Source organism: Candidatus Thiopontia autotrophica (assembly GCA_014384675.1).
Classification (GTDB): Bacteria; Pseudomonadota; Gammaproteobacteria.
On record JACNFK010000017.1, the window covers coordinates 16,535 to 38,928 of the forward strand.

Here is a 22,394-nt window from a genome sequence, read left to right on the forward strand (position 1 = left end):
TGTCTAAATCTGAGACCATACAGATGATAACGGGTTCACTCTATCTCCACAAAAAAAGGCCGCAGAATCTGCGGCCTTTTTTTATATTTACTACCAATTATTGGCTATAGACCAGCCTGCGCAATAATATGGTCAATAACTGCTCCAATTTCCGCATCACTCAAAGCTGTACCACCTTTTGGCGCCATTGCTGTTCCTGCTACGCCAGCTATTGCACTGGCAACCAGTCCATCACGACCACCAGCTTTTTCCAGTCTTGGGGCCCAATTATCCTTAACCCCAATCTGAGGTGCATTTAGTGCGGGAGCCATTGGGCCGTGGCATGCGAAACAGCCTGCCTGGAATAGTGCCGCACCACCTGTTGCCGCGGAAGCTGGAGCAGCTGCAGGAGCGGGTGCTGCTTCTTTAGCAGCAGCGGCCGGGGCAGCTACTGTCTCAGCCACTACCGGCGCCTCTGGTGCAGGCGCCTCTGGTGCAGTTGTAGCGGCTACAGGGGCAGAAGCCACTACTCCATCCATTGATTGAATATAGGCAGTTACCGCAGAGATGTCACCATCTGTAAGACGACTCGCGACATCCTGCATCATTCTATTTGGATCGTTATAACGAGCACCAGAACCAAACGCATTAAGCTGTGCCGTTGTATAGTCAGCCAGCTGGCCGGTCAACCCAGGCCAACCTGCGGAGTCATTTCCAGCCGCATCTGGTCCATGACAGGCCATACATGCGGTAACACCACGTGCCATATCTCCACCCTGGTAGAGGCTCTTACCCTTGGCTGCAAGCCCTGCATCTACAGAGCCGCCATCAGCACCAGCAGCTGTTGCATAATATGCTGCCAGGTTTGCGATATCTGCATCACTCAGGCCAAGCGCCTGGCCTGTCATCAATAGATCCTTGCGTGCGCCTGACTTGAAATCCTCCATCTGTTTTGCAAGATAGCCAGCGTTCTGTCCTGCCAGAGCAGGAACTGCCTTTGTTTTACCTGGGTTCATAGGATCAGGAAAGGCTGGATTACCATGGCCGGTAGCCCCATGACAGGCCCCACAAACAGCAGCCTTTGCCTTGCCAGCATCAACATCACCACCAGCCATCACTGTTCCAGATATTGCGAGCACAGCTGCTGCAACCAAAGTTTGCGTCAAAACGGCCTTCTTCATCGATTCTTTCCTTCTTGTTAACAACAGGTACACCCTGTACTTACCAAACCCAAACCTGCCCAGCATCCGAATCCACAACATGCAAAATAGATGTTATGGTCAACGGAATATCCGCACAAATCCACATAGAATTAGCCATTATATTCGCAATCACGCCAACTTCAAACTATTCTCGCAATATCTATCCTTTCATCAATCAGAATCGATGAAGCTTCAGCCGGTATAATCCACAGTATGAACCTTAATCAGGCCACTTTTCTAACTAGCGCACCAAACCTCTCTCGTTGTCCACAAGGGAGTATTGCCGAGGTTGCATTTGCTGGACGCTCCAACGCTGGCAAATCCAGCGCCCTCAACCGCCTAACCGGCATCAATGGTCTGGCCAGAACAAGTAAAACCCCGGGACGCACCCAGCTAATCAACTTTTTTTCGCTGGATGAACATCACAATCTAGTGGATCTACCTGGCTATGGGTTTGCCAAAGTTCCTCTCAAGGTGCGCCAACAGTGGCAGCAGGATCTAGGGAAATACCTGCGAGAACGTGAGGCGCTGCGTGGAGTTATCGTCCTTATGGATATTCGTCATCCCATGACTGATAATGACCGACAGATGGTAGAGTGGAGTCGCTGGAGTGGTTTTCCACTCCATATCCTGCTCACCAAGGCTGACAAGCTAAAGCGTGGGGCAGCAATGAACTCTCTACTGAAGGTGCAAAAAATCATCGATCATGAATTTCCCGGTGTTACTGCACAGATCTTTTCTGCTACCAAGGGGGCGGGGGTGGATGAGGCCCGCAGAATTATCCTGGGGTGGCTAACAGAGTAAAAGAGCAAAAAATCAGAGAAAACTTAGTGTGCATCATCCCAGTTTGGTCCGCTACCAATATCAACTATCAGCGGCACATCCAGAACTGCTGCTGTCTCCATCTTCTTTCGCACCATAGAGATTAGCAAATCACGCTTGTCGCTCTCTACCTCAAATACCAGCTCATCGTGAACCTGCATAATCATTTGTGCAGTGGGATTATCCTCTAATAGCGCACCATCAACAGCAATCATTGCACGCTTAATAATGTCTGCAGCTGTCCCCTGCATTGGGGCATTGATTGCTGTTCTCTCTGCATACTGTCTGCGCTGACCATTTTTAGAGGTAATATCAGGAAGATAGAGCCTGCGCCCAAACAAGGTCTCCACATAACCCTGGTCACGCGCCTTCTCCTGGGTCTCATCCATATACTGCCTTACTCCTGGATAACGATCAAAATAGAGATCGATGTAACTTTGTGCTGCACCACGACTAATACCCAGCTGCCTTGCCAGACCAAATGCCGACATGCCGTAGATTAATCCAAAATTAATAGCTTTTGCGCTACGACGCTGATCTGCTGTTACCTGTTGTGGATCAACCGCAAAAACCTCCGAGGCGGTAGCTTGATGAATATCCTTCCCTTCACGAAACGCCTCCAACAACCCCGTGTCTCCAGACAGATGGGCCATAATGCGCAGTTCAATCTGAGAGTAGTCAGCTGCCACCAGCACATAGCCCTCACCTGCAACAAAGGCTTGACGAATTCGTCTTCCCTCTTTGGTTCTGATCGGGATGTTCTGCAGATTTGGATCAGATGATGATAGCCTTCCTGTCACAGCTACCGCCTGATGGTATGAGGTATGAACTCTTCCGGTTCTTGAGTTTATCTGTTGCGGCAGCTTGTCTGTATATGTTGATTTCAGCTTGCTCATGCTGCGATGCTGCAGAATCAACTGGGGCAGTCGATAGTCCTGCGCCAACTCCTGTAGCACTGCCTCAGCAGTAGAGGGCTGTCCCTTTGGGGTTTTCTTTAATATTGGTAACCCCTGCTTTTCATAAAGAATCGCCTGAATCTGCTTGGGTGAGGAGAGGTTAAATTCATCACCAGACTCAATAAAGGCTTCCTGCTCAATCTCCAGTATGCTTTTTGCCAGCTCCTGACTCTGCCGCTGCAACATTGCTACATCAATGGCCACACCATTACGCTCAACTCTGGATAACACCTCCAGCAGAGGCATCTCAACCTCTCTGAAAAGCCTCTCCTGCTCACCCTCCAGTCTTGGCCATAGCTCCTGATGGAGACGTAGCGTCACTTCTGCATCCTCTGCTGCATATGGGGCCGCCTGCGCGACAGGAACATCATCAAATCGGAGCTGTTTTTTGCCTTTCCCTGCCACCTCCTCATAAGAGATTGTCTTGTGGCCAAGATATTTTAGTGCCAGAGAGTCCATATCATGGCGTGTTGCACTGCTGTCAATTACATATGACTCGAGCATGGTATCGAAGGCAATTCCACGTAACTGAACTCCATGGTTGAAAAACAGGGTGGCGTCATATTTCAGATTTTGCCCAACCTTGAGCTGTGATGGATCCTCCAGGAGAGGGCGCAACTGCTCCAGAACTATCTCCCGATTCAACTGTTGTGGTGACTCAAGGTCATGGTGTGCCAGGGGAAGATAAGCGGCATGTCCGGGCTCAACTGCAAACGACACCCCTACAAGCTCTGCCTCCATGGAACGGAGGCTTGTCGTCTCTGTATCAATTGCAAAAAGCTCTGACTGTTTTAGCCGCTGCATCCACTCTTCCAACTGTTGCTCGGTAAAAATGGTATCAACCAGAAGATCTGTGGTTGCTTGTGAATTCTGATCTGCCGATTCACCCTGCAGACTTTCACTGCTATCCGAGAGATCCGCAAGCCATCGCTTGAACTCCATTTCGCTGTAGAGCTGATGTAGCAGATGCTCATCAGGATCTTGTGGTACCAGATCAGAATATGTGGCCCCCAGATCAATATCACAACGAATTGTTACCAATTCACGTGAGAGTGGGAGTTGCTCAAGAGCAGCGCGTAAATTTTCCCCGGCCTTGCCACCAACCTCATCAGCCCTGGCAATAATCTCATCCAGAGAACCAAACTGCTCAAGCCACTTCACCGCTGTCTTGGGTCCAACCTTTGATACCCCTGGTACGTTGTCCGAGGTATCACCAACCAGGGTCAGATAATCAATTATCTGATCCGGCCGCACCCCAAACTTCTCTACCACACCATCTGACCCCATCAATGTGTGAGTCATGGTGTTTATCAGGGTGACATCGGGTCCAACCAACTGAGCCATATCCTTGTCTCCGGTCGATATCAGTACTGGGACATTGTCAGCCTCAGCCTGCCGTGACAGTGTCCCAATAACATCATCAGCCTCCACCCCTTCGTGCACTATCAACGGAAGCCCCAGCGCCTCTATGATTGCATGCAGTGGGGCAATCTGGCTGCTAAGATCATCCGGCATAGGTGGCCTGTTTGCCTTGTATTGTGGATAGAGATCATTACGAAAAGTCTTCCCTTTGGCATCAAATACAACTGCAACCTGTTGTGGCCGATATTCATCCAACAAACTTCTCAACATATTGATTACACCGTAGACAGCACCGGTTGGCTGGCCTTTGGAGTTGGCAAGAGGTGGCAGTGCATGAAAAGCTCTGTATAGATAAGATGATCCGTCCACCAGGATCAGTTGCGGAGATTGTGTCATAAGGGTTGTAAATATAAGTTACTACAGGAACTCTGAGTCAATTTGTCGTATCATCATACCAATAAAGAGCCCGTTGAATAAGTCATATGGGCTGCCCTTTTCATGCCAACAGCATGAACCGAAATAAACAACGTGAATATTCAAAGATCAACCATGGCCCGACTATTTTTCAGCCTGTTTCTGCTTATCCAGTTTCCGCTTATCCATGCAGACCCGAATCCAGTCTCTACTACCCCTCCCGCCATGATCACCATCACCCCGCCTGATTTACCGAAATCAATCTCGCTGGAAGATGAATTAAAGAGAGATGCTAAACCCGCAACACCAACGGGCAAACACTCTTACTTTCTAAGCGACCCAAATGAGGCTGCCTACCTGGAATTTAAACAGGATGATACATCTCCATCTCTCCAGGCCCCACGATGGGAGCTATTTCGCTGGGAATCATCAACAGATAATAACTCGGACAATCGCTAATGTCTGTCTATACAACTGTCTCACAGGATGAGCTTGTCGAACTAATGGGGCAGTACAGTGTAGGAGAGCTAATCTCATATGAGGGCATTCAGGCCGGAATCGAGAACACCAACTATTTTGTATCCACTACAGATGGTGAATTTGTTCTAACCATCTTTGAACAGTTGGAGTGGGAAGAGCTACCATATTTTCTCGACATTATGGCCTTTCTGGCTGAACACAAGGTGCCTAGCGCACACCCAATTGCTGACAAGAGCGGAGAATATCTTCGCAAGTTTCTTGGCAAACCAGCTGCCCTTGTTCAGCGTCTTAATGGTCGTAGCGTGGATTATCCGAATCAGGAACAATGTGCTGCACTTGGCAAGGCCCTGGGGCGAATGCACTCCATGGCTCACAACTTTAGTGGACACCGAGAGAACCCTCGCGGCATCCGCTGGTGTCGGGAGACGATTCAGATAATTGCAGAAAAAATGGGGAGTGATGATAAACAGCTGCTTGAAGAGGAGCTACAGTTTCAATCAGTCTCAAAACGCGGCGAGCTCCCACAGGGCATAATCCATGCTGACCTGTTCAGAGATAATGCCCTTTTTGTTGGTGAACAACTAACAGGCATCATCGACTTCTATTATGCATGTAATGATGCCCTGCTCTACGATGTCGCAATAACCGTTAATGACTGGTGTACAGGTCATGATGGATCTATCAACAGCGCCAGATATAGCTCATTTTTAACGCACTATCGCGAACAACGCCCTGTTACTGAAGAAGAATACCAACTCTGGCCAACAATGTTGCGTGCAGCAGCACTACGTTTCTGGCTCTCCAGGCTACAAGACCTGCACTTTCCGCGCCCAGGAGAGATGACTCATACCAAAGATCCAGACGCATTTCGGCAGATCATGGTATGGCATAGAGATAATCCTCTATCACTCTGACAGCCTGTGGATAACTTTGTGTATAGAATAGATTCAACGAATTCCTGTAGTTGAACAGAGAAAGCATGTCGTAGCTTCCTGATATATCGGACAAAAAATAATTCGATAGATAACAATGAATTACATATTATTCTGCTTTTCTAATAGATATAGAACTTATGGCGCCATCAGTTTTTTCTTGGCTCGCCAAGCTGTTGATATTGTGAATAACGCTATGAATAATGAGTGAGTTACTGAAGATAGTTACCACTCAGCTTGCAGAACACCTGCGAACTGTAATGGAATACAGATCTCACGAATCAATATCTGGAGGTGATATCAACCAGACATTTATTCTGGAAACCTCCACCTCAGAACAGTTTTTTGTAAAAGCAAACAGGGCAGAGCTGCTTGACATGTTTCTGGCAGAGTTTGCTGCGCTGGAAGAGATAAAAAGCAGCAATACACTACTAACCCCATTACCAATACTTGCAGGAAGTGCTGGAGACAGTGCCTTTCTGGTAATGGATTTTATTGAGATGGCGGGAGCCTCAGAAACATCCGAAGAGGTTCTGGGACATGGCTTGGCGGAGATGCACAAGGTTACAAAACCAAAGTTTGGCTGGGATCGTAACAACACCATAGGCTCAACAAAACAGATCAACCGACAGGAGTCATCCTGGGGGAAATTTTGGAAAGATCACCGTATTGCTCCTCAGCTCCAGTGGGCCGCACAACAAGGCGCTGCCCCCTCTATTATTGAAAATGGTAGACAGCTACTTGCACAGATAGAGTCGATTCTTGTGGATCACAATACCATCCCATCTCTGCTACATGGAGACCTCTGGGGAGGAAACTGGTCAACCACAAAAATCGGGGATCCAATTATCTATGACCCTGCACTCTACTATGGTGATCGCGAAACCGACCTGGCAATGACAGAGCTGTTTGGTGGCTTCTCCAACCGCTTCTACAATGCCTATAATGAGAGCTGGACTCTAAGCCCAGGGTACACATCGAGAAAAGATCTCTACAATCTCTATCACATACTCAACCACTTCAACCTGTTTGGAGGGGGGTATGGTCGACAGGCAGAGAACCTGATGGAGAGGATTTTACAAAACCGATATCAGTAATTTCTTATCCGCCCATTGAAAACCTCAACTGGCAATCAACCCCTTATTAATCCGATAATTAACCAGCTCTTGTGAAAATCACAAGACCCTGTTTTTTTATTTGAGAATCGGAACAGATCAAATCATTGCAATGATGCCCTGTTCGGTTCCAGGATTGACAAGGAGTCAAACAAAATGCGCATTATTCTTCTAGGTGGCCCAGGTGCCGGTAAAGGTACACAGGCTAACTACATCAAAGACAAATACAATATTCCACAGATCTCTACCGGTGACATGCTTCGTGCCCACGTAAAGGCTGGCACTGAGCTTGGTGTTGCTGCCAAAAAGATCATGGACGAGGGTGGCCTGGTCTCTGATGACATCATCATGGGTATGGTAAAAGAGCGTATCACCGATGATGACTGCGCAAACGGTTACCTGTTTGATGGTTTCCCTCGCACAATCCCACAGGCTGAAGCCCTGAAAGAGGCTGGTGTTCCGATTGATGCCGTTGTTGAGATCGATGTTCCTGATGAGGAGATCATCAAGCGTATGTCAGGTCGTCGCGTCCATCTTGCCTCTGGCCGCACCTACCACGTTGTTTTCAATCCACCCAAAGATGAAGGCAAGGATGATGTAACTGGTGAGGATCTGATCCAGCGAGAGGATGATCAGGAAGAGACCGTAAAGGCTCGTCTCAACATCTACCATGAACAGACGGAGCCTCTGATCAGCTTCTACAACAACGAAGACTGCAACTACATTAAGGTTAACGGTGTTGGCAGTGTTGATGAGATTAAGAACCAGATCTTTGATGGACTAGGCGGATAAACAACATCTTCCTGAAAACAAAAAAGCCGCTCAATGAGCGGCTTTTTTGTTGATGTGATTACAGGCGATGCCGGCTTTGACAAAACCGATGACATAGATCACGAGCAACAGGACGCAGATCTTGGCGACGTCCATTACGAAGAAATGTAGTACAGCACCCCAGTGGCTTGCTGGTGACAAGGCCAACCCCTGATAAACGAGCAAACTGGCCAGTTGCTCAAACAATGGTTTATTCTCCGGCAGTAGATTGGACAGAAGGAAGCGCAAAGGAAAGCATGGCAGCAGCCAACACGAAACCCGATGACAGCCACAGACAGCCCTCCAGTCCATACGTCTGGTAGATCAACCCGGATAAGACCGTGCCCGCCAGACGGCCACCGGCATTGGCCATGTAGTAAAATCCGACGTTCATCGACACCTGGTCATGATCGGAATAGGCCAAAATCAGGTAGGAGTGCACCGCCGAATTGATCGCAAAGACAATACCGAACAGAATCAACCCTGTGACCAGCACAGTTTCAATTGGCCAGCCCCGCTGCATTGCAATGACAATACCGGCTGGAAATACCGCCAGCACAAAAGCCAAGAATCTTGCAGTTCCTCCACCAGGCCCCTGTCCATGATGACTACGCCGCAGTAGTTTTGGTGCTGACGCCTGTACAAACCCATAACCGATGACCCAGGCTGCCATAAAAGTACCCACGCCGGTCACTGACCAGCCAGCCACTTCCACCAGAAACACCGGCAAGGCCACGACAAACCACACATCGCGTGAACCAAACAGGAAAAAACGCGCTGCCGACAGCCAATTGATCGCGGGCACTTTGGAAAACACCTGGGTAAACTTCGGTTTGGACGTCATCTTGCCAACACCCGAAGGCAGCATGACCGCCGTAATGATCAGCACGACAAACAGCATGCATGCCAACACAATCAAAGCACCGCGAAAGCCGATCCATTCAAGCAATGCAGCACCCACGAAAAAACCACCGCCCTTGAGCGCGTTTTTAGAACCGGTCAGAACGGCCACCCATTTAAACAGCTTTGACTCACCACCATCACCGGCAATAAGTTTTACCGAGGCCTTGGCAGACATCTTGTTCAGGTCCTTGGCAATGCCGGACAAGGCCTGTGCCGCCATCACATAGACCACCGATAACCAGGCATCCGGCACGGTAAGCATCGCCAGCGCTACCACCTGCATCCCCATCCCGATGTTCATTGTCAGGTTAAGACCGATGCGCGCCCCGAGCCAACCGCCGACCAGGTTGGTGACCATGCCGAAAAACTCGTAGAAGAGAAACAGCATCGCCACTTCGAACGGCGAATAACCCAGCAGGTGGAAATACAGCACTACCAGCATGCGGATGGCGCCGTCGGTAACGGTGAAGGCCCAGTAGCCCCCCGTTACAACCAGGTAATGACGAATAGACTGTTGCATGATGCGCGACTATTTATAAGCTCCTCTCCACATGAGGAACACCCAAATAAAAACCGGCATCCTGACTTAACAAGATACCGGCTCACCCTTCTCCCAAATAACCTTTACGTGAAGATCAGACTGCTCTCTTTCTCTGTACAGAATATCTTCTTGATCTGAGCAATAAGAGGCATCATCTCATCGGTTTTGACTGAGCAATATATCTTGTTGTGAACTCTTCTGGATTTCACAATTCCTGCCTTTCTGAGAACCTCAACATGTTGTGAGACATTGCTCTGAGTTGATCCAACATGTCCCAGAATATCATTGACAATCATCTCCTCATCCCCAAGAAGACATAGAATTTTCAGCCTCATAGGGTGACTCAGTGCCTGTAGCGTAGATGCCGTTTGGGTTAACTCGTCCTTGTTGTCAAACACATCGCATTTCTGCTGTGCCTGAAGATTTGATACGTCTTGCAAAATAACACTCCCCCCTCATCTGTTTGGTACCCCTCTCCACCAAAGTTTTTAAGCTCTCCTCCAGTGGTGGGGTGAGGGTATCGTACCATTAACAGCGGGCAGACCTATATACGTAGAAATACGTATTCTGCGGTCAAATTGACAAAATCAGCTGTGGTATTGCGCGCTCAACTCATGAACAGCATCCACAAAGACTCCAGCATTTTCAGGATCTACGTGCTGATGAATGCCGTGACCAAGATTAAATACATGGCCCGAGCCACTACCGTATCTACCAAGTATCGTAGCCACCTCTTCACGAATACGTTCTGGTGTGCCGTAGAGTACGGATGGATCCATATTTCCCTGCAGAGCCACACGATCACCAACCTGGGCACGAGCATTGCCAATATCGACTGTCCAATCCAGACCCAATCCATCACATCCGGTATCTGCCATTGAGTCAAGCCAGAGCCCGCCACCCTTGGTAAAGAGAATAACTGGAACCTTGCGCCCATCGTTTTCGCGAGTTAGGCCGTCTACAATCTGTTGCATATACTGCAGCGAAAACTCTTTATAGGCATCGTGTGACAGTGCGCCACCCCAGCTATCGAAGACCATTACTGCTTGCGCACCAGCAGCAATCTGGGCATTTAGATAAGCTGTCACTGACTTGGCAGTTACATCAAGAATTTTGTGCAACATGGCTGGGTCGGAGTACATCATCGCCTTGGTGATGGCGTACTCCTTGCTAGACTTTCCCTCCACCATATAGGTTGCCAGAGTCCATGGGCTACCAGCAAAACCAATCAGAGGTACCCGTCCATCCAGCTCTCTGCGAATAGTGCGAACCGCATCCATCACATACTTTAGTTCACCCTCAGGGTCTGGCATAAACAGTTTGTCCACATCAGCTGCGGTACGAACAGGACGCTCAAAATTCGGCCCCTCACCCTCGGCAAAGTAGAGCCCAAGACCCATTGCATCAGGCACTGTAAGGATATCAGAAAAGAGAATAGCAGCATCCAGAGGGAAACGTTCCAGCGGCTGAATGGTAACCTCACAGGCCAATTCGGGATTCTTGCACAGATCCATAAAACTGCCGGCCTGGGCACGAGTTGCCTTGTACTCAGGCAGATAACGTCCTGCCTGGCGCATCATCCAAACTGGGGTAACATCTACAGGCTCATGCATCAATGCACGAAGAAAACGATCATTTTTTAGTTCTGACATATATCCTCCTTAAACTACTACTTTTCTCTTCCTCTGTTTTGATGGCGATTTTACTCTACTTTGCACACATTGAATGAAGATAGAACATAAAAAAAGGGCATCCCGAAGAGATGCCCTTTTTCAAAATCTGTTTCGACAGACGAGTTACATCTCTCCGTATTTCTGACGGAATTTGTCAACACGACCAGCTGTATCCACAATCTTTTGCTTTCCGGTAAAGAAAGGGTGGCACTGAGAACATACGTCGATATGCAAAGTATCGTCCGCCATGGTGGACTTGGTTGTAAATGCATGACCGCAACTACAGGTTATGTCTACTTCAGTGTACTCTGGGTGAATTCCGCTCTTCATCACATTATCTCAACTATTCAAATTCATTCTATTGGCCTCAAGGGGCCAAATCCGGACGCGAATTATACCTAAAACAGGTGTTTTGACAACAACTATCGCTTCATTGCATCGAAGAAGTCAGCATTGCTCTTGGTAGCACGCAGGCGTTCAAGCACAAATTCCATTGCTGCCAGCTCGTCCATTGGATGCAACACTTTGCGCAACAACCAGATCTTCTGTATCTCATCAGGATTGGTCAACAACTCCTCACGACGAGTGCCAGAACGGTTGATATTGATAGCCGGGAATACACGCTTCTCAGCAATACGGCGATCCAGATGGAGCTCCATGTTGCCGGTACCCTTGAACTCTTCATAAATAACATCATCCATTCTAGACCCAGTCTCAACCAGTGCTGTTGCAATAATGGTCAGACTTCCGCCCTCCTCCACATTACGTGCCGCACCAAAGAACCTTTTTGGGCGATGCAACGCATTGGCATCAACACCACCAGTCAACACCTTTCCTGACGAGGGGGCAACTGTATTGTAGGCACGGGCCAGACGGGTAATGGAATCAAGCAAAATAACCACATCCTTCTTGTGTTCGACCATCCGTTTTGCTTTTTCGATGACCATCTCTGCAACCTGTACATGACGAGATGCCGGCTCGTCAAATGTACTGGAGACAACCTCGCCCTTTACAGAGCGCTGCATCTCGGTAACCTCCTCCGGACGCTCGTCAATTAGAAGTACAATCAGCTGCACTTCAGGATGGTTGTACTCAATCGCCTTGGCAATATTCTGAATAATTACCGTCTTACCAGCCTTTGGAGGAGATACAATCAATCCACGCTGCCCCTTGCCGATTGGGGAGGCTAGATCTATCAATCTTGCTGTCAGATCCTCTGTACTACCGTTACCACGCTCCATAGTAAGACGGTCATTGGCATGCAGTGGTGTCAAATTTTCGAACAGGGTCTTGTTTTTGCCCTTTTCAGGTGATTCACCATTGATATTGTCTACTCTCTGGAGCGCAAAATAACGTTCTCCCTTCTTCGGAGCCCTGACCGTACCTGTAACTGTGTCTCCCGTACGCATCCCAAAACGACGGATCTGATTGGGTGACACATACACATCATCTGGTCCCGCCAGATAAGAGCCATCACTGGAACGCAGAAAACCAAAACCATCCTGCAAAACCTCAAGTACACCGCCAGCCTCAATGCTATCCCCGCGCTTCGCCAGCCCCTTCAGGATGGTGAACACCAGATCCTGTTTTCTCTGACGATTTTGGACATTGATCTCGCTTGCCTGAGCGATTTCATGAAGCTCTGGAACAGTCTTGAGCTTAAGTTCTGCTAAATTCATTATGATTGATTTTCCTATATAGGATTGGTTGTGAAAGTTTGAATTAAGATTGTTTGGCTGTACCAGATAACCTCGAAGCGAGGCAAAACAGCCGGATTATGTATGGTAAAACTGGTCACGGCCTGAAAGAGACAGGCCGTGACAAAAAATATCTAAATATTTTCCTCAATAAATGCAGAAAGTTGTGATTTGTTAACTGCCCCTACCTTGGTTGCCTCAACGGCACCGCCCTTATAGAGCATCAGAGTTGGAATTCCACGAATACCGAACTTTGGTGGGGTATTTGGGTTCTCATCAATATTAAGCTTTGTTACCTTGACTCGCCCTGCATACTCACCCGCAATCTCTTCAAGTACCGGACCAATCATCTTGCATGGACCACACCACTCTGCCCAGAAATCTACCAGCACTGGAAGCTCTGCAGCCAGCACCTCATCATCAAAGCTGTCGTCGGTAATATGGACAATATCGTCACTCATTGTTTGCTTGCTCCTTTAAGAAGGGATTTTTTTGGGACTGGCATCGCGGACGATGAGCCCTGTAACTGAATGTTTTGGATCTTCTGCCACCTAATAGCAGATTTAATTTCCTCTATTTCAGCTCAATCCCCCAGACAATGCAAGCCTTAATTTTCACATTCTTCAGGGTTCCATTACAGTTTCTGCTATTCTCCGCACCCATGAACTCACAGAACAAAACAAATGATAATCCTAAAGACGACAACAGATCGCATCTTTCAGATACCCTATTCTCATCTCTAAAGCTCTCTCCCGAGCTTGTCAAGGGTGTGGATGCCCTTGGCTTTGAATACTGCACTCCAATTCAGGCAGGTACATTGCCTCTGGCTCTGGAGGGAAAAGATATTGCTGGTCAGGCCCAAACCGGGACAGGAAAAACTGCAGCCTTTCTATTGGCAATCATGGATCGTCTATTAAGAAAACACCCTCCACACTGGAAAAACGTAAATCAACCACGGGCTCTTATTCTTGCTCCTACACGCGAACTGGCAATCCAGATTCACAATGATGCGGAACAGCTCGGTAAATTTACCGAACTCAAACTTGGGCTCGCTTATGGCGGCACGGGTTATGAGCAGCAGCGCAAGGTTATCGAGAACGGTGTAGATATCCTGATTGGTACACCAGGACGCATAATCGACTACTTCAAGCAGCATGTTTTTGACCTCAAGGCGGCCGAGGTTGTAGTTATGGACGAGGCTGATCGCATGTTTGATCTTGGTTTTATCAAGGACATTCGTTTTCTTATGAACCGCGCCCCTAAACCGGAAAAACGTCAGAGCATGCTCTTCTCGGCCACTCTATCATTCCGTGTCATGGAACTGGCATACGACCATATGAACAGCCCTGAACAGATCAAAATAGAGCCTGAACAGGTTACCGCCTCCAATGTGAACGAGGTAGTCTACTACCCGGCCAACAACGAGAAGATACCCCTGCTGATTGGTTTGATGAAGGATATGGCTCCGCACCGTAGTATTGTCTTCGTTAACACCAAATTTGAGGCTGACAAGGTATGGAGCTTCCTCGAAGGCAATGACTTTCCTGCTGCTGTACTCTCTGGCGATGTGCCACAGAAAAAACGCCAACAGCTATTAGAGAAATTTCAGAAGGGAGAGGTTCCCGTACTGGTTGCTACAGACGTTGCTGCACGAGGCCTGCATATCCCAGAAGTCAGTCATGTCTTTAACTACGATCTGTCGCAGGATCGTGAGGACTATGTTCACCGTATTGGCAGAACTGCCCGTGCCGGTGCCAGTGGAGATGCCATCAGTTTTGCCTGTGAAAAATACTCCTTTTCACTGCCTGATATCGAAGACTATATCGACCACAAGATTCCAGTCGGAGCAATTACCAGCAACATGCTGGCTGAACTGAAGCCACCTGTCAAACGTCCATCAAGAAATCGAGGGGGAAAAGCGGGGAATCGCTCTTCCAACAATGGGTATCATGGCAAATCTCACTCAGGACATAGAAACGGGCAACGTAGACGCCCCCGGAACCGCTAGAGTTGTTACCTGACTGGTATTAACTCACGAAACCCGTTAATTGCATCAAAATCCTCCACACTCTTTGGAGGATTTTTTGTGTCCGGCTGGTAAACTGCCAACAGGTGGCAAATTCCGTACTGCTGCGCCGAGCGCAACACACTGAGGCTATCATCTATCAATAGCGTCTGTTGCGGGTCAAATTGTTCATGCTCCTGTAGACGCTCCCAAAACTCCGGGTGCTCCTTTGGCAGACCAAGATCATGCGCACAGATGATCTCATCAAGATATGGACCGAGTTCAGTTTTACGCATCTTCAGATCAAGACTTTTGCCATGAGCATTGGTCACCAATACTGCACGCCGCCCTGAATCACGTACTGCATCAAGAAAATCACGTACATGTGGATGCTCTGCAATCAGATGGTGGACCTCCTCCTTGAGCTGGAGAATATCAAGGTCCAGCTCTCTGCTCCAGTGGTCTACGCAGTACCACTCCAGCGTCCCTTCAATCGCCTGACAGCGCTGGTAAACCTCCTGCTTTGCCTCATGCAGTGAAAGATTCTTTTTCTCTCCATAGCGCATGGGAACATGCTCCAGCCAGAAATAATTATCAAAATGGAGATCCAGCAGGGTTCCGTCCATATCCAGAAGAACTGTTTCGATTTGTGACCAATCAACCATAGTGGGGTAGGATACTCCATATGTCTAAAAATCGAACCCCTCCAGAGATTCTGAATACCAAGATCTGTGCAAAAAGCCGCCTCTTCACTATAGAGTCGGTTGATCTTAGATTCTCCAACGGAGTAGAGGCACAGTGGGAGAGATTGAAGAGCTCGTCTCGTGGAGCAGTTCTTATAGTACCAATGGTGGATGAGGATACCGTGCTGATGATTCGAGAGTATGCCGTTGGGGTAGGCCGTTACGAGCTAGCCCTTCCAAAGGGGAAAATAGATGTGGGTGAATCCATTCTGGAAGCAGCCAACCGAGAGATGATGGAGGAGGTAGGTTATGGTGCCAACAAGTTGGAGCATATTGACTCCCTTACCATTGCGCCCGGTTACCTCGGCCACACTACCCATATAGTTGTTGGTAGAGAGCTATACGAGAAGAGACTGCCGGGAGATGAGCCGGAGGAGATAGAGGTCATTCCCTGGAAACTTAGCCAATTGAATAAATTAATCGAACAAGAAGAGATGACCGAGGCTCGCACTATCGCTGCCCTGTTTATGGTTAGAGAGATGCAATAATGAATACCCTTGAGCTACAACCACTAATTGCCCCTCTGATCTCACTGACTCAGCGTGCCGGTGAGGGCATCTTGAAAATCTACGATGCCGGCTTCTCGGTCACTGACAAGAAGGACGACACCCCACTTACCGAGGCCGATCTAGCTGCCCACACTATCATCACCGAAGGGCTGGCACAGCTTACACCCGAGATACCTGTTCTCTCCGAGGAGTCAGATCTCATTCCGTTTGAGGAGAGAAAACAGTGGCAACGTTACTGGTTGATCGACCCCCTTGATGGCACCAGAGAGTTCATCAAACAAAATGGTGAGTTTACCGTCAACATAGCCCTTATTGAGAACCAGCGCCCAATTATTGGAGTAATTCAGGTGCCTGTTAACAAGATTCTATACTATGCATGGCGTGACGGAGGATCATGGAAACAGCTTCCCGACGAATTGCCATCACAAATCCATGCTCGCTCTCCATCAGAAGAACAACTGGTGGTTGCAGGCAGTCGATCTCATCACAACGAGGTTATCACCGACTTCCTGGACAAGATTGGCTCACATCGCATCTTCCCCATGGGCAGCTCGCTCAAATCATGCCTGATTGCCGAAGGCAAAGCTGACCTCTATCCTCGTCTTGGGCCTACATCAGAGTGGGATACCGCTGCAGCACAGTGCATTGTTGAAGAGGCTGGTGGACAGATTACCGATACCGCAATGAATCCACTGCGGTACAACACCAAGGAGTCTCTGCTGAACCCGCACTTCTTTGTTTTTGGAAAGGGAACGCGCAACTGGTCACGCTACCTTTAGAGATACCAGGCCGTGAGCCTGAGGAGCCTCTGAAAAAGCTTGATGGGATGGAGATCTGATTGGGTCACGACGTGAGCTGCCCTAAGACTGAACAGCAGGGATTGGGCAGCAGTCATCGCCGTAGACCGCCATGACCTCTTTTAGCTCCTCCAGCATCGATTTACACTCATCAATCGACAGATTTTCACAGGGGTGAACCTCCTCTCCTGCCTCTAGCTGACGAATGATTTCACGCGTCTTTTCGCAGCCCATCTGACCAACGATCTCCAACGCTCGATCAACCTTCTTCTGATCCATAACTAATCTTATCCTGCTGACAAGCAGCCCTTATAAACCCAATATAAGCGAATCATTACATAAATTCTGGAACAAAAACACCCGTCCATACAACAAGATGCTCGGCTTTCTACGTATTGACGTCAGCTGACGTCAACCTCCACTTCAACAGAGCAGGTCCTACCAGTGTGGTTACAACTGTCATAATCACCACGGCAGAAAAGAGCGATGGGCCAAGAACACCAAGCCCTTTTCCTATCGCTGCCATGATAAGTGCAACCTCGCCTCGAGGAACCATGCCCGCACCAATAGCTGATCTTGATAGATGACGTTCTGCACCAAGCCCGCTGATCATCTTGCCAACAATCGCAACAATAGTCAGAGCCGAAGCAAGCAGAACAATCTCCTGATCAAGAAAAACCTCAAGCTTTACCTGCATCCCCATCAACACAAAGAAAATTGGAGCGAAGACAGCCTCAAAGGGGCGTATCTGTTCACGAATCTCATGATCAAGCCTACACTCTCTATTCTCTAAATCGCACTCTTTCATCCAGTAATTGAATTCATGGTTGCTCAGAATTAACCCTGCGGCAAAGGCCCCTACGATTGCAGAGAGGCCCACAAAATCAGCCAACCAGGAGAGGCTGGTCAGCATCAGGAACGCAATAAACAGCTCTGCCTCCCACAGATCAAGGTGGTGAAGATGCTTGATCACAGCACGAATTATCCTGGGGACCAGCAGATATATAGAGGCCAAAAACATTGCTGCCTGAATAATGGAGTAGACAATACTTGTCATATCCAGGCTGCCACGAGAGACCGCATCAATACCAATTGCCATAAGAACCAGCCCCAACACATCATCAATAACTGCCGCACTCAAGACAACACGTGCAACCTCAGTGTTGTCTTGGTTGAGGTCATGAAAAACCCGTGCAGAAATACCAATGCTGGTGGCACAAAGCGCAATAGCAACCAGTAGATTAGTGGTCCAGTGAGCCTGGGGCGCAAGCAACTGCATTACTCCAATACCAAAAACAAACGGTGCAATCACCCCAATCATTGCAACCCGAAATGCCGATTTTGCCGATGCTTGCAGCTCGATTGTGGATGAGTTCAGCCCAACCGCAAAAAGCAGAAAGAGCAGGCCAATTCTGGAAAAACTATCAATAATCTGGATTACATCAGTAATTTTACCGCCCTGAGAGCTAGAGAGAATTGGTAGCATCTCATCTGCCAGCTCATCTCCAAGGGTGATCTTAAGAGCCTGTTCAAGCGTGACACCCGCATCAAGAGAGAGGTTTATTGCATTGAATACCGCGCCTGATTCACGCAAAACCGAGATCAGATCACTTCCAATCCAGTAACCAATATTTCCAATCAACATCCCAAAGGCAAGCTCACCCAGCACAGATGGCTGATTGAGACGTTTTGCAATATGTCGCCCCAACAGAGCCAACAGCGTAATAACTGTTAGCCCAAGAAGAACTGGAGCTACAGGATCGGTGTGGATAGATTCCATATCGTTTTAATCATATCGTCAATCAGACTTGGCGGCTACCACACCCTGGATTGCCAAAAAAGAAAACGACCTACCGGATAACCGATAAGTCGTTGTTTATATGGTGGCCGGAGGTGGAATCGAACCACCGACACGAGGATTTTCAATCCTCTGCTCTACCAACTGAGCTATCCGGCCAAAAACATGTTCTGCTCTCAATAACAGAGACTGCGAAAGGATGCGTATTGAAGCGCATCACGGAGCTCTGGTCAAGAGATTGGAGGATTCATTCTGCTATCACTCTGTTCCTGCCCTCATTTTTAGCTCTGTATAACGCCTCATCTGCCCGTTTAAGCAGATCATCAAGATCTGCATCCTCAACCATTGCAGAAACACCAGCACTGATAGTCAAGGCATCTACCGGAGAAAAATCTGTATATTCAACTGTTGAACGAACTCTCTCTGCCAACCTCATACCTCCGTCAATTGCCGTATCCGGTGCCAGCACTACAAACTCTTCCCCTCCCATTCTGTACAAACTATCTGTATCTCGCAACAGACTACTTACAACCTCAACCAAATGAATCAGCAGTCTGTCTCCAGCCGCATGTCCGTACCGATCATTCACCTCCTTGAAGTAATCAAGATCAAACATTATCAGAGAGAATGGGTGACGGTACCTGCGGTATCTCATCATCTCTTGGGTTGCTCTATCCTGCAGTGCCTGGCGGTTTAGTGCGCCAGTCATATTGTCGTGAATTACCAGCTCCTGCAGGTCTGTCTGGGAGCTCTTAAGATTGTCTAGCTCCTCTCGATACTCTGTAATATCTGCCGAAATGGAGCCAACACCAACCAGCTTATCCCTGTCGTCATACATGGGAAAAACTGTAGTCAGATAGCAATGCCGCCCATCAGTCAGAGTAATCTCTTCCTCAAAGGTCATCTCCCTGTTCTGCTCAACAGTCAATTGTTCGTTTTTTCGATGACCCCTAGCAAGCTCTTCGCTGTAGGCGCCGAAATGGGGTTTCTCAAGAATATCTTCTGAATTGACCCGGAAAAGGTTTATCCACCCCTGGTTTACCCACACAAACCTACCCTTTATATCCTTGAAATAGATAACAGGTGCACTGCTGGCTCTCAGTGAATCTACAATATTCATGCTGCTCATCTTGCCCCTCCAGAAGAAGCTCGAGTCTGCATTGTCTGCCTCTTTATAGAGGTCGTCAATCAAGAAAACCACCATTCCATTGACACCACAGGTAGATCGAACGACAATCCGCGGCTGACAACAGATTCAAACAACTACCTCTGACCCACCATGGTTATTCTTCTCAACGGTAAAAACCGCACCCTTCCAGACAAATCTACAGCCGCAGACCTTATCGAGGAGCTGCAACTAACGGGAAGACGAATTGCAATAGAGATCAACCTGGAGATTGTCTCCAGAAGCGGCTACGAGACACATCTACTACATGATGGAGACAAGGTTGAGATCGTCCACGCTATTGGTGGTGGTTAAAGAGTAAACAGAGACAACAGAAACATCAGGAAAACAATGTTATGGATACAAATGACGGCTTTGTAATTGCTGGAAAAACATACAACTCCCGCCTGCTGGTTGGATCAGGAAAATACAAGGATCTGGAAGAGACCAGATTAGCCACAGAGGCCAGTGGGGCAGAGATTGTGACTGTCGCTATTCGCCGCTCCAATATTGGACAGAATCCTGACGAACCCAACTTGCTTGATGCCATACCCCCAGAAAAATACACCATTCTGCCCAATACAGCTGGCTGTTTTACTGCTGATGACGCAATTCGAACCTGTCGCCTGGCGCGTGAACTACTGGACGGTCATGATCTGGTTAAACTCGAAGTTCTCGGGGATGAGAAAACCCTGTACCCGGATGTTACCGCCACACTTGAGGCAGCAGAAGTTCTGATAAAGGATGGCTTCAAGGTCATGGTATATACAACTGATGACCCACTAATTGCCAAACGCCTGGAAGAGATGGGATGTGTAGCTGTTATGCCTCTGGCAGCCCCAATCGGCTCTGGGTTAGGAGTCCGCAACCCCCACAATATTCGACTTATTGTAGAGAATGCCAATGTACCCATTCTGGTAGATGCGGGAGTTGGAACAGCCTCGGATGCAGCCATTGCCATGGAGCTGGGCTGTGACGGTGTATTGATGAATACTGCAATTGCAGCAGCCAAAGATCCAGTCTTGATGGCATCAGCAATGAAAAAGGGAATTGAGGCAGGTCGTGAAGCATTCCTTGCTGGACGCATGCCCAAGAAAGCCTATGCTAGCGCCTCTTCTCCAATAGACGGGCACTTCATCTAACAGGCTACACAACCGTGGTCTCTCCAGAAAAGCTGTTCCACATTCGCTCTTTTGTGCGCCGTGAGGGGCGTATGACCAGGAGTCAACAGCGTGCACTTGATGAGTTATGGCCCAGATTTGGTATTGATTCCGGTGACGCTATGGATCCTCCCGCCCTGTTTCAACGTAGTGCACCACTTCACCTTGAGATCGGCTTTGGTATGGGTCATGCCCTGCTGGAGCTGGCTCTGGCAAACCCCGGTTCAGACTATCTTGGAATTGAGGTACACCGCCCTGGAGTTGGACGGCTGCTGGATGAGATTGACAAAAAGGGGGTCAAAAACATCCGTCTGCTAAAACATGATGCCATTGAGGCCATTAGTGAGCAGATTCCGAAGGGCTCCCTTGACTCGGTTATGCTATTTTTCCCAGATCCGTGGCATAAAAAACGGCACCACAAACGCCGTATCGTGAAACCTGAATTTGTCAGAAAAATTCATAACATTCTGAAGCCTGGAGGAGTATTCCACCTGGCAACTGACTGGGAAGAGTACTCGGAGTGGATGATGGAGATCATTAGCAATGAACCTGGTCTTGTAAATGTGGCCGGGGCTGGCAACTTCTCAATACGACCTGAATCTCGCCCAGTTACCAAGTTCGAAAAACGTGGGATAAGACTGGGTCACGGGGTCTGGGATCTGCTCTTCGAGAAGATTGAAGAGTAGGATATACTCGTCAAAACTTTCAAGGAGGATCATGATAACCATGGAGAGAAACCGCTTTACCACTGCACTCTATCTGGTTGCACTTACTGTTGGAGCTGTTATTGCCTACAAATTGGGAGGATTATGGGTCCAGGATGAGAACCCTGGCCCTGCAGAGCAACAGTCAGCCTCGATACCGCCTCGTACTATCGACTTTCAGCTTGATGGGAATGTAATCAATGCCTGGGATATTCCAGCCTTCTCTCTGGAGGATACCAACGGGGAGTTTCATAGTCTGAGTGACTGGAAGGGTAAGGTAATAATGCTCAACTTCTGGGCTACCTGGTGCCCTCCATGCAAATATGAGATTCCTGAGTTTATTGAGTATCAGAGCCAGTATGGCGAGAATGGTTTTCAGATTATCGGTATCGGTATTGATGATCCAAACAAGATAAAAAACTTCGCCCGCACCCTAGAGATCAACTATCCAGTTCTGCTAGCTACCAGCAGCGCAATCATGGCTGACTGGGGCAACAATGATCAGGTTCTCCCATACTCTGTGGTTATTGATAGAGATGGTCGTATTCGCTATATTCACCGCGGTCAACTTAGCAAGCTCTCATTCGACAGTGAGATAAAACCAATTATTTTAGAGTAAAAATTGAT

General features: G+C 48.3%; 25 protein-coding genes and 1 tRNA gene. 12 read left to right on the top strand and 14 right to left on the bottom strand.

Annotated elements, in window-relative coordinates:
• Positions 1-104: 104 nt before the first annotated feature.
• On the bottom strand, positions 105-1,160 hold the full coding sequence (locus tag H8D24_01990; protein ID MBC8519168.1) for a c-type cytochrome: 1,056 nt from the start codon (positions 1,158-1,160) through the stop codon (positions 105-107).
• Between the two features lie 234 nt (positions 1,161-1,394).
• Here H8D24_01990 and H8D24_01995 point away from each other — a divergent pair, with 234 nt between their 5' ends.
• Positions 1,395-1,985 (top strand): YihA family ribosome biogenesis GTP-binding protein, encoded by a 591-nt coding sequence (locus tag H8D24_01995; protein ID MBC8519169.1) that lies wholly within the window; start codon positions 1,395-1,397, stop codon positions 1,983-1,985.
• A 23-nt stretch (positions 1,986-2,008) separates the two neighbouring features.
• Here the strand turns inward: H8D24_01995 and polA are convergent, their stop codons facing one another.
• The gene (gene polA / locus H8D24_02000) at positions 2,009-4,717 is read right to left on the bottom strand and encodes a DNA polymerase I (protein ID MBC8519170.1); all 2,709 of its coding nucleotides are present in this window, start codon (positions 4,715-4,717) and stop codon (positions 2,009-2,011) included.
• A gap of 132 nt (positions 4,718-4,849) precedes the next feature.
• On the opposite strand from polA, the gene H8D24_02005 reads away from it, so the two are divergent.
• From H8D24_02005 to adk, 4 genes are all read left to right on the top strand, one after another.
• Entirely contained in the window at positions 4,850-5,194 is a 345-nt protein-coding gene (locus H8D24_02005; protein ID MBC8519171.1) for a hypothetical protein, read from the top strand.
• Entirely contained in the window at positions 5,194-6,129 is a 936-nt protein-coding gene (locus H8D24_02010) for a homoserine kinase (GenBank protein MBC8519172.1), read from the top strand. The genes H8D24_02005 and H8D24_02010 overlap by 1 nt, the downstream gene beginning before the upstream one ends.
• Positions 6,130-6,350: 221 nt before the next feature.
• On the top strand, positions 6,351-7,244 hold the full coding sequence (locus tag H8D24_02015) for a fructosamine kinase family protein (protein MBC8519173.1): 894 nt from the start codon (positions 6,351-6,353) through the stop codon (positions 7,242-7,244).
• Positions 7,245-7,418: 174 nt separating this feature from the next.
• Positions 7,419-8,054 (top strand): adenylate kinase, encoded by a 636-nt coding sequence (gene adk, locus H8D24_02020; protein ID MBC8519174.1) that lies wholly within the window; start codon positions 7,419-7,421, stop codon positions 8,052-8,054.
• A 30-nt stretch (positions 8,055-8,084) separates the two neighbouring features.
• On the opposite strand, the gene H8D24_02025 is transcribed toward adk, so the two are convergent.
• The 7 genes from H8D24_02025 to trxA form a co-directional block, all read right to left on the bottom strand.
• A complete protein-coding gene (locus H8D24_02025; protein MBC8519175.1) occupies positions 8,085-8,279 on the bottom strand; it encodes a hypothetical protein in 195 nt (64 codons plus the stop codon).
• Between the two features lie 4 nt (positions 8,280-8,283).
• On the bottom strand, positions 8,284-9,495 hold the full coding sequence (arsJ, locus tag H8D24_02030) for an organoarsenical effux MFS transporter ArsJ (protein ID MBC8519176.1): 1,212 nt from the start codon (positions 9,493-9,495) through the stop codon (positions 8,284-8,286).
• Between the two features lie 104 nt (positions 9,496-9,599).
• Complete coding sequence (locus H8D24_02035) at positions 9,600-9,956, bottom strand: helix-turn-helix transcriptional regulator (protein MBC8519177.1); 357 nt, start codon at positions 9,954-9,956, stop codon at positions 9,600-9,602.
• Between the two features lie 147 nt (positions 9,957-10,103).
• The gene (hemE, locus tag H8D24_02040) at positions 10,104-11,168 is read right to left on the bottom strand and encodes a uroporphyrinogen decarboxylase (protein MBC8519178.1); all 1,065 of its coding nucleotides are present in this window, start codon (positions 11,166-11,168) and stop codon (positions 10,104-10,106) included.
• Positions 11,169-11,312: 144 nt separating this feature from the next.
• Positions 11,313-11,519, bottom strand: a complete 207-nt coding sequence (rpmE, locus tag H8D24_02045; GenBank protein MBC8519179.1) for a 50S ribosomal protein L31 — start codon at positions 11,517-11,519, stop codon at positions 11,313-11,315.
• A gap of 92 nt (positions 11,520-11,611) precedes the next feature.
• Positions 11,612-12,868 (bottom strand): transcription termination factor Rho, encoded by a 1,257-nt coding sequence (gene rho / locus H8D24_02050; protein ID MBC8519180.1) that lies wholly within the window; start codon positions 12,866-12,868, stop codon positions 11,612-11,614.
• A 152-nt stretch (positions 12,869-13,020) separates the two neighbouring features.
• Positions 13,021-13,347 (bottom strand): thioredoxin TrxA, encoded by a 327-nt coding sequence (gene trxA / locus H8D24_02055; GenBank protein ID MBC8519181.1) that lies wholly within the window; start codon positions 13,345-13,347, stop codon positions 13,021-13,023.
• A gap of 200 nt (positions 13,348-13,547) precedes the next feature.
• On the opposite strand from trxA, the gene rhlB reads away from it, so the two are divergent.
• Positions 13,548-14,894, top strand: a complete 1,347-nt coding sequence (gene rhlB, locus H8D24_02060) for an ATP-dependent RNA helicase RhlB (GenBank protein MBC8519182.1) — start codon at positions 13,548-13,550, stop codon at positions 14,892-14,894.
• A 5-nt stretch (positions 14,895-14,899) separates the two neighbouring features.
• Here the strand turns inward: rhlB and yrfG are convergent, their stop codons facing one another.
• Complete coding sequence (gene yrfG / locus H8D24_02065; GenBank protein MBC8519183.1) at positions 14,900-15,556, bottom strand: GMP/IMP nucleotidase; 657 nt, start codon at positions 15,554-15,556, stop codon at positions 14,900-14,902.
• Between the two features lie 20 nt (positions 15,557-15,576).
• Between yrfG and nudE the strand changes: the two genes are divergently transcribed.
• On the top strand, positions 15,577-16,122 hold the full coding sequence (gene nudE, locus H8D24_02070; protein MBC8519184.1) for an ADP compounds hydrolase NudE: 546 nt from the start codon (positions 15,577-15,579) through the stop codon (positions 16,120-16,122).
• Positions 16,122-16,922, top strand: coding sequence for a 3'(2'),5'-bisphosphate nucleotidase CysQ (cysQ, locus tag H8D24_02075; protein MBC8519185.1), 801 nt, complete (start codon positions 16,122-16,124; stop codon positions 16,920-16,922). Before nudE ends, cysQ begins: the two co-directional genes overlap by 1 nt.
• A gap of 81 nt (positions 16,923-17,003) precedes the next feature.
• Here cysQ and H8D24_02080 read toward each other — a convergent pair whose 3' ends face one another.
• The 4 genes from H8D24_02080 to H8D24_02095 form a co-directional block, all read right to left on the bottom strand.
• Positions 17,004-17,219 (bottom strand): hypothetical protein, encoded by a 216-nt coding sequence (locus H8D24_02080; GenBank protein ID MBC8519186.1) that lies wholly within the window; start codon positions 17,217-17,219, stop codon positions 17,004-17,006.
• A gap of 109 nt (positions 17,220-17,328) precedes the next feature.
• Positions 17,329-18,720, bottom strand: a complete 1,392-nt coding sequence (locus tag H8D24_02085) for a cation:proton antiporter (protein MBC8519187.1) — start codon at positions 18,718-18,720, stop codon at positions 17,329-17,331.
• A 101-nt stretch (positions 18,721-18,821) separates the two neighbouring features.
• A tRNA-Phe gene (locus H8D24_02090) sits at positions 18,822-18,897 on the bottom strand.
• A gap of 88 nt (positions 18,898-18,985) precedes the next feature.
• Positions 18,986-19,942, bottom strand: a complete 957-nt coding sequence (locus H8D24_02095; protein ID MBC8519188.1) for a diguanylate cyclase — start codon at positions 19,940-19,942, stop codon at positions 18,986-18,988.
• A 75-nt stretch (positions 19,943-20,017) separates the two neighbouring features.
• Here H8D24_02095 and thiS point away from each other — a divergent pair, with 75 nt between their 5' ends.
• From thiS to H8D24_02115, 4 genes are all read left to right on the top strand, one after another.
• On the top strand, positions 20,018-20,218 hold the full coding sequence (gene thiS / locus H8D24_02100; protein ID MBC8519189.1) for a sulfur carrier protein ThiS: 201 nt from the start codon (positions 20,018-20,020) through the stop codon (positions 20,216-20,218).
• Positions 20,219-20,259: 41 nt separating this feature from the next.
• Positions 20,260-21,045, top strand: coding sequence for a thiazole synthase (locus H8D24_02105; GenBank protein MBC8519190.1), 786 nt, complete (start codon positions 20,260-20,262; stop codon positions 21,043-21,045).
• Between the two features lie 71 nt (positions 21,046-21,116).
• Positions 21,117-21,749 (top strand): tRNA (guanosine(46)-N7)-methyltransferase TrmB, encoded by a 633-nt coding sequence (gene trmB, locus H8D24_02110; protein ID MBC8519191.1) that lies wholly within the window; start codon positions 21,117-21,119, stop codon positions 21,747-21,749.
• A 40-nt stretch (positions 21,750-21,789) separates the two neighbouring features.
• Positions 21,790-22,386 (top strand): TlpA family protein disulfide reductase, encoded by a 597-nt coding sequence (locus tag H8D24_02115; GenBank protein MBC8519192.1) that lies wholly within the window; start codon positions 21,790-21,792, stop codon positions 22,384-22,386.
• The last annotated feature ends 8 nt before the right edge of the window (positions 22,387-22,394 follow it).

What these genes read in the sequence shown, in the direction of transcription:
- H8D24_01990 (MBC8519168.1), bottom strand. Translation starts at nt 1,160, where the DNA reads ATGAAGAAGGCCGTTTTGACGCAAACTTTGGTTGCAGCAGCTGTGCTC.
- H8D24_01995 (MBC8519169.1), top strand. Translation starts at nt 1,395, where the DNA reads ATGAACCTTAATCAGGCCACTTTTCTAACTAGCGCACCAAACCTCTCT.
- polA (MBC8519170.1), bottom strand. Translation starts at nt 4,717, where the DNA reads ATGACACAATCTCCGCAACTGATCCTGGTGGACGGATCATCTTATCTA.
- H8D24_02010 (MBC8519172.1), top strand. Translation starts at nt 5,194, where the DNA reads ATGTCTGTCTATACAACTGTCTCACAGGATGAGCTTGTCGAACTAATG.
- H8D24_02015 (MBC8519173.1), top strand. Translation starts at nt 6,351, where the DNA reads ATGAGTGAGTTACTGAAGATAGTTACCACTCAGCTTGCAGAACACCTG.
- adk (MBC8519174.1), top strand. Translation starts at nt 7,419, where the DNA reads ATGCGCATTATTCTTCTAGGTGGCCCAGGTGCCGGTAAAGGTACACAG.
- arsJ (MBC8519176.1), bottom strand. Translation starts at nt 9,495, where the DNA reads ATGCAACAGTCTATTCGTCATTACCTGGTTGTAACGGGGGGCTACTGG.
- hemE (MBC8519178.1), bottom strand. Translation starts at nt 11,168, where the DNA reads ATGTCAGAACTAAAAAATGATCGTTTTCTTCGTGCATTGATGCATGAG.
- rpmE (MBC8519179.1), bottom strand. Translation starts at nt 11,519, where the DNA reads ATGAAGAGCGGAATTCACCCAGAGTACACTGAAGTAGACATAACCTGT.
- rho (MBC8519180.1), bottom strand. Translation starts at nt 12,868, where the DNA reads ATGAATTTAGCAGAACTTAAGCTCAAGACTGTTCCAGAGCTTCATGAA.
- trxA (MBC8519181.1), bottom strand. Translation starts at nt 13,347, where the DNA reads ATGAGTGACGATATTGTCCATATTACCGACGACAGCTTTGATGATGAG.
- rhlB (MBC8519182.1), top strand. Translation starts at nt 13,548, where the DNA reads ATGAACTCACAGAACAAAACAAATGATAATCCTAAAGACGACAACAGA.
- yrfG (MBC8519183.1), bottom strand. Translation starts at nt 15,556, where the DNA reads ATGGTTGATTGGTCACAAATCGAAACAGTTCTTCTGGATATGGACGGA.
- nudE (MBC8519184.1), top strand. Translation starts at nt 15,577, where the DNA reads ATGTCTAAAAATCGAACCCCTCCAGAGATTCTGAATACCAAGATCTGT.
- cysQ (MBC8519185.1), top strand. Translation starts at nt 16,122, where the DNA reads ATGAATACCCTTGAGCTACAACCACTAATTGCCCCTCTGATCTCACTG.
- H8D24_02080 (MBC8519186.1), bottom strand. Translation starts at nt 17,219, where the DNA reads ATGGATCAGAAGAAGGTTGATCGAGCGTTGGAGATCGTTGGTCAGATG.
- H8D24_02085 (MBC8519187.1), bottom strand. Translation starts at nt 18,720, where the DNA reads ATGGAATCTATCCACACCGATCCTGTAGCTCCAGTTCTTCTTGGGCTA.
- H8D24_02095 (MBC8519188.1), bottom strand. Translation starts at nt 19,942, where the DNA reads ATGGTGGTTTTCTTGATTGACGACCTCTATAAAGAGGCAGACAATGCA.
- thiS (MBC8519189.1), top strand. Translation starts at nt 20,018, where the DNA reads ATGGTTATTCTTCTCAACGGTAAAAACCGCACCCTTCCAGACAAATCT.
- H8D24_02105 (MBC8519190.1), top strand. Translation starts at nt 20,260, where the DNA reads ATGGATACAAATGACGGCTTTGTAATTGCTGGAAAAACATACAACTCC.
- trmB (MBC8519191.1), top strand. Translation starts at nt 21,117, where the DNA reads ATGACCAGGAGTCAACAGCGTGCACTTGATGAGTTATGGCCCAGATTT.
- H8D24_02115 (MBC8519192.1), top strand. Translation starts at nt 21,790, where the DNA reads ATGGAGAGAAACCGCTTTACCACTGCACTCTATCTGGTTGCACTTACT.